Source organism: Lacrimispora amygdalina, assembly GCF_003432035.1.
Classification (GTDB): Bacteria; Bacillota; Clostridia; order Lachnospirales; family Lachnospiraceae; genus Lacrimispora; species Lacrimispora amygdalina.
Genome location: NZ_QOHO01000012.1, coordinates 156,845 through 162,889, shown reverse-complemented (window position 1 = coordinate 162,889; position 6,045 = coordinate 156,845). Strand labels below are relative to the sequence as shown.

Annotated in this window: 5 protein-coding genes; 2 read left to right on the top strand and 3 right to left on the bottom strand. The window is 41.5% G+C overall.

Going from position 1 to position 6,045, the window contains the following annotated elements:
• Positions 1 to 467: 467 nt before the first annotated feature.
• Both DS742_RS03910 and DS742_RS03905 read left to right on the top strand, forming a co-directional pair.
• Positions 468 to 2,210 carry a flagellar assembly protein A gene (locus DS742_RS03910; protein ID WP_170313356.1) on the top strand — a complete coding sequence of 581 codons (1,743 nt, stop codon included), beginning with the start codon at positions 468 to 470 and terminating at the stop codon, positions 2,208 to 2,210.
• A 20-nt stretch (positions 2,211 to 2,230) separates the two neighbouring features.
• Positions 2,231 to 2,614: a response regulator transcription factor gene (locus tag DS742_RS03905; protein ID WP_117415717.1), complete on the top strand. Its 384-nt coding sequence runs from the start codon at positions 2,231 to 2,233 to the stop codon at positions 2,612 to 2,614.
• A gap of 142 nt (positions 2,615 to 2,756) precedes the next feature.
• Here DS742_RS03905 and DS742_RS29730 read toward each other — a convergent pair whose 3' ends face one another.
• Genes DS742_RS29730 through DS742_RS03890 form a run of 3 tightly spaced genes read right to left on the bottom strand, consistent with a single transcriptional unit; the run spans position 2,757 to position 6,005 of the window.
• Positions 2,757 to 3,551 (bottom strand): lytic transglycosylase domain-containing protein, encoded by a 795-nt coding sequence (locus DS742_RS29730; RefSeq protein WP_278335918.1) that lies wholly within the window; start codon positions 3,549 to 3,551, stop codon positions 2,757 to 2,759.
• A 28-nt stretch (positions 3,552 to 3,579) separates the two neighbouring features.
• The gene (locus tag DS742_RS03895; RefSeq protein ID WP_117415716.1) at positions 3,580 to 4,650 is read right to left on the bottom strand and encodes an N-acetylmuramoyl-L-alanine amidase family protein; all 1,071 of its coding nucleotides are present in this window, start codon (positions 4,648 to 4,650) and stop codon (positions 3,580 to 3,582) included.
• Positions 4,638 to 6,005, bottom strand: coding sequence for an N-acetylmuramoyl-L-alanine amidase family protein (locus DS742_RS03890; protein ID WP_117415715.1), 1,368 nt, complete (start codon positions 6,003 to 6,005; stop codon positions 4,638 to 4,640). Before DS742_RS03890 ends, DS742_RS03895 begins: the two co-directional genes overlap by 13 nt.
• Between the last annotated feature and the right edge of the window lie 40 nt (positions 6,006 to 6,045).

The following is a 6,045-nucleotide window of genomic DNA, read 5'->3' as shown; positions in this document are numbered from 1 at the left end:
AGGTATATCATACCAAAGCTTTCGACAAAAGTCAACACTTATTATGAATATTTTGTCGATAACTTTTTAAGGTTTCAAACTATGTTTTTTATCATTAAAGTAACCAAAAATCAATCATATGTGTTATATTATTGTTACAAACTGCCGATATAAATATATATTTCATAACTATATAGAAAAGGAGGTGTTCTCTGCTGCCTGATTGTTTGGATTATTATGTAGTTTTTGATCATTATACAGTACTTCTGTATCCCGGTTTCAGGTAAACCAATCCAGGCATAATACGAAACCATAAACAATCTATATATTTATTTAACCGGCGAATGTAATATGAAGTAACTAAGGTATTGCAGTCTTACATATGATTGCTTTCCTTATGAGAGTGCAATTATGGGGATTACATTATACTCTATTTGCCGACACCGGATAAGATATGTCTGGTAGTCCATATGTTAGGGGAGAAAAAAATGAAAGATAAAAACAGAAAAGGATTCTTTGGCCTTTTTCAAAATGCAAAACGAACTTCAGAGTCTTTGGAAGAAACCGAAACACCGCAATCTGAACCAGTCGAATCACCAGAAAGTGAAGAAAGCGGGGTTATCGATAATAATACATCAACAAGTTCCAATTTGCCCCCAAGTCCTGATCCGTCAGACGAACCAGATCTCAAGGAATCTACTGAGCCTGTATCAATATGGGAACCTTCTGATGATCCTTTGATTCTTCGTGTCAATGAAGATCTTCTGGATGTTGAACGCAGACAATTTGCAATGAAAATGAAAACACTGTCCAATATTTATAAGAAAAATGCAGAAACTATTGCTGAACCATCTGGTGAACCAGAACCAAAAGCTGCTCAGCCACAATTACTTATTTCCAGAGACTGCATGGCTGCATGGGTATACGTCATTCCGTCTTTAAACGGCGGTCCGGATATCACCGAAGAGAATCTGCGGTCTCTTCTTGCGCAGGAACGTGTTAAAACAGGAATATTAGATGAGACGGTAAAATCGATTGCAAAGGAACATATTTATGATCAGGTATTATTGATCGCCAGAGGTGTTCTTGCAAGGAATGGTATTGATGGTTCGATAAAAGACTACTTTGAACGTGTGGTACAGCTGGAGTTCGAAGAGGATGAAAATGGTTCTGTCGATTATAAAAACCTGAATAATATACAGGCGGTGAAAGAGGGCCAGGTCATTTGTGAAATCACTCCAGCTGTTCCCGGAGAAAACGGAATGACCATAGAGGGTCAGGTTTATCCCTGCACCGTTAAAGGTACACCCATAGCGGTTCCCGCCGGACGCAACACACAGCTGTCAGAGGATGGCACACTCCTGATCTCTCAGAAAACCGGGCATGTTACCTTTTCAAATGGTAAATTTCAGGTTGATCCACTGCTGAAGATAAACGGAAATATCGATAATAGTACAGGAAACGTAGATTATGACGGAGATATTTTTATTTCAGGAGATGTAAGAAACGGATTTTCTGTAAAAGCCACCGGAGGTATTGATATCCGGGGATCCGTAGAAGGAGCTGAGATTTCAGCACAGGGACCTATTACGATCGCCAGCGGAATGTCTGGAAACGGACGGGGAACCCTTACTTCTGAATCATACATCAAATGCCGTTATCTGGAACATTGTACCGTAAAAGCCGAAGGCAATGTCTATGCAGAAAGTATTATCAACTCTAAAATACAAAGCGGTGAGGATATTGTAGTAACTTCAGGAATCGGTGTCATTATTGGAGGCTCTCTCCTTGCTGGAAGCAATATCAATGCAAACATTATCGGTTCTAAAGTGCGCCGTCTGATTACAGAATTAATAATTGCGAATGTACCAAAAAACGTAGAAGAATCTTCCCGTCTCACAAGAGAGATGGAACAGCTGCATCACAATCTGTCGGAAATCAGAAAAAATATCAATTATCTTGAATCAGTACAAAGACCTGATAAGCAGCAGCTGCTTGACAGTTTAAAGCAGGCTGCAGACTATTTAAATATCAGAGAACAGGAAATAAACAATCGTTTAAATGAAATTGCTTCAAAAGATTCAGAACAGGTCGGTCTGATAAAATGCAGGCAGCTTTTACCGGTAGTCCGTGTGCGAATGGGCTCCTCCAGTCTTTTAATTCAGGAGGAATGCTCCAGCAGTATTATATATAAAAACAGCGAAGGCGAGATTACTATAGGAACTAATTAGTTCTTAGAAAGGGAAAGATTATGAAAAAGACGATTATGATTGTTGATGATTCCATTTTAATAAGGAATGAAATTGGAAAAATTCTTGAGGGAACAGATTACGAAGTGGTCTGCCAGTGCCGCAGCGGAGAAGAGGCGTTGGAAACATACGAGAAAATAATGCCTGATATCGTCACTATGGATATAATTTTGCCAGGAATAGACGGATTAGAGACTTCCAAACGCATTCTGAATAAGCACCCGAAGGCAGGCATTGTTATTATCAGTTCACTAGTGTATGATAAGACACTGCAGGTTGTTAAGGAACTGGGTCCGGCAATTCCTTTTGTCTTTAAGCCCATTAACAAATCATTTTTTATTGAATCGCTTAAAAAGGTGAGCACTAATTCAGAATCAACTTCATAAATACATAACACACAGTAAGGTTGGTTAGGAATAAGCCGGCATCTGCCAGTGCAAAAAATACACCATCAATTGTATATGCAGCAATTGATGGTGTATTTTTTTCCGCCATTATCTGACCATAAGATCAATAACAGACATAATATTATAATAAACTTCCGTTACTGGAATCATTTACATCAAACTGACCGGATACTCCGCTTGAAGCCATCTGCATCCGAAGCTTCATAAGTTCAATCAGATATAATGAATTCGTTTTCTGAGATGCAAGATCCACATTAGTTCCATCTGCATTTCCAGCTATTGATTTCAGCACATCCAGCCACTGAGATGCCCCATATCCATTAATGGGTCCCTGATCCGAAAAATAGTCTGATAGGCCGGAAACAGTATTTTCAGAATAGCCCGATGCGTATATGGCTGTATCTTCCTGATCATCTGACACGCCCATATCTCTCATGATCTTCTTAACATATTCCTGAGTCTCTTTAAATGGAGGAATACCTCCATACTTTTTCACGTTGTTGCTTCCTGCATTATATGCTGCAAGAGCCAGCGTTACATCTCCATTATACTTATCCAGTTTTTCTCTTAAGTATTTGGCTCCCCCCAGTATATTGCTGCGTGCATCATAGGGGTCGGAAACTCCCAATGATCTGGCTGTAGCCGGCATCAGCTGCATCACTCCTGCTGCACCTTTGGGAGAAGTGGCCGCCGGGTTATAATTAGACTCAGCCTTGGCGACTGCTTTCAGCAGTTTTTTTGAAACCCCATATGTCCTGGAAGCCTCTGAAAAAAAAGATTCCAAGTTTTGGGGCACATCCATAACTGACTTCAGAACCTTTTTAAAATTACCTGCTGAGTTTCCTGTAGTCTTTCCTTTTTCCAATGACTGCGTTCTCCCTAACGCCATCATCTGCAACTGATCTATCGTCGCCACTTTTTCATCCTCCTGCTGCTCTTAACTTCTACTGTATCCATCTTCCGTCAGCACCAATCTGATAACCGCCAATATTTGTGCTGCTTGCCATACTTCCATCAGTATTCATGTAGTACCAGATTCCAGGCTGGGGTTGAATCCAGCCTGTCAGCATCTCTCCGCCTGTTGGATTTAGATAATACCATTTTCCGTTTACAAACTGCCAGCCTGTAAGAAGCTTCCCATCAGTGGGATTTAAATAATACCACCTGATTCCCGTTTGAACCCAGCCGGTCCGGCGTACTCCGTTGCCATCAAAATAGTACCAGTCATTTAAAATCTGCTTCCAGCTGTTTCTCGGCTTACCCCCGTCTTCTTCTACATAGCTGCTGCCCTTCCATGTACCGGAGGTACTTCCTTCATACTCCATAGTTATATCCTGTGAGGTAATATAGTCTCCCTCTTTTAAGTACTTACGGTCATCTGCTGTAAAGCCAATTGCTTTAACTTCATAATAATAAACTGCGTTCTTATCCATAAGATCTGAAAAATCTGCCGTATTGGTTTCTACTGATATTCTCTTTTTTAATTTATCATCTGCATAAAGGGCAACCTGATAACCTGTTGCAAATTCCACTTTATCCCATACTGCTTTTGTCTTCTTACTGTCAGCCCAGCCTGCACGTGCCGTATTACCAAGTTTTACTACCGGAGTATAATCTACTTTCACTTCCAGAGTATGATTGTCCAAAGCTTTCGCAGAGACAAATTTAGCACCTGTGATCTTACATTCTGTACGGTTGTATGTCTCTGCAAAGATCATATTGGAAGAGGTTAAAATAACACTCACACGCTCCTGTTTAGCTGCTTTCCATTTGTCAATATCACGCTTCCACAGCGTATCCTGAATACTGACATCTGCTGTTGTTGTGGTTATCTCCGGCATGAGAATCTCCTGGTCTCCAAACTGACTGGTGAATTTTAAATTCAGACTTCGGATTACCACTGATTCCGCAGCATGAATCCTGATCACTGCTATTCCTGACAGCAGCACTGCTATAAGAACAGCTGATATCAGACAACAGAAATATCTTCTTTTCATACTTATCATTGTTGCCATACTCCATCCTCATCTATGTGATAGCCGTCAATTACCGTGCTGACAGCCATAACACCATCCTGCTGGTTAAAATAACGCCATACTCCGTCCACCTTTTGCCAGCCGGTCAGCATTACTCCATCTTCACCAGTATAGTATGTCTTGCCTTCACGGGTAAACAGCCCCTTTAACATAGCCCCCTCTAAGTTACCCTGTACCGTATTCAGATAATACCATCTTCCGGCCTGATTGATCCAGCCTTTCTGCATGGCACCCTGATTATTAAAATAGTGATGATAGCCATCAACAACCTGCCAGCCGGTTGCAGCCGCGCCCATTGGTGCTTCATAACCATTATCCGGATAGAAATAGTACCAGCTGTTGTCGATCTTATTCCAGCCTTTTACCATGGCTCCCTTTGAATCCATATAATAAATATCGGAGTCTGATACAAACCAGCCTGTTATCATCTTTCCATTCTGGTCAAAGCGGTAGTAAACATCATCCAGCATGAGCCAGGAATTGGCCTGAACACTTCCATCCGCATACCGGTAATACCAGACTCCGGACTGTTCTTCCCAGCCGGTCTTCTTTTCCGGATTGGCTGTCGTTCCCGCAGTCGTATCAGACTCTTTTCCTGTCCCATCTGAAACATCCCTGTCCCTGATGACCAGTTCATCTGACTCAACCCAGCCGCTTTTCTTTCCGTTCTTAAGTTCATCTGCTTTAAATGGAACTGAACGGATCTTAAAGGAATACGTTCCTTCCTCCGTCATATATGGATAAAAATTATAGGTAGTAGCTTTTACCTGTTCTTTCTTAAAAATCACTTTTTTACCGAGGTACAGCCATATCTCATAAGCTCCTGAAGTGTTATCTCCCTTGGACCAGACAGCCTGCCCCAGTCTCGTATCCTTCCAGCCAATATCTTCCGGTTCCGCATACAGTCCCTTAATTGCCTTGGCTCTCAGTGTGACAACCAGATCACTGCCGCTTCGTTTGGCGCTCACATAGGATCCGCCGCTTATCTTAATCTTTGATGCCTCATAGTTCGATTTAAAGTAAGCATCATATTCATCGGAAGGTGTCAGTGTAACATTCATCTTAGGTTCTTCCCCGATTGTCATATCCTTGGAGGTAGAGGTCACCCACTCCGCTTCTCTGATTGTATATTTCTTATCACCGGAATTTACATAACAATCGCCATCAGTCTTATTAATCTGAATGTTGGGCAGCCGGTCACCGGCTTCAATATTCATTGATACTTTGATACTTACTCTGTCGATGGACTCCGTCGCTGTTACCTTCTGAGCTGTCAGACAAAGACAAAGTGCGCTTAGAATGCCCACTGCCAAAGCTTTCCTCTGTTGTTTCATTCAATCGCTCCTTTACTTATAACTTCTTAGGACAATAAAG

Coding starts and splice junctions, on each gene's coding strand:
- DS742_RS03910 (WP_170313356.1), top strand. CDS start 468: ATGAAAGATAAAAACAGAAAAGGATTCTTTGGCCTTTTTCAAAATGCA.
- DS742_RS03905 (WP_117415717.1), top strand. CDS start 2,231: ATGAAAAAGACGATTATGATTGTTGATGATTCCATTTTAATAAGGAAT.
- DS742_RS03895 (WP_117415716.1), bottom strand. CDS start 4,650: ATGGCAACAATGATAAGTATGAAAAGAAGATATTTCTGTTGTCTGATA.
- DS742_RS03890 (WP_117415715.1), bottom strand. CDS start 6,005: ATGAAACAACAGAGGAAAGCTTTGGCAGTGGGCATTCTAAGCGCACTT.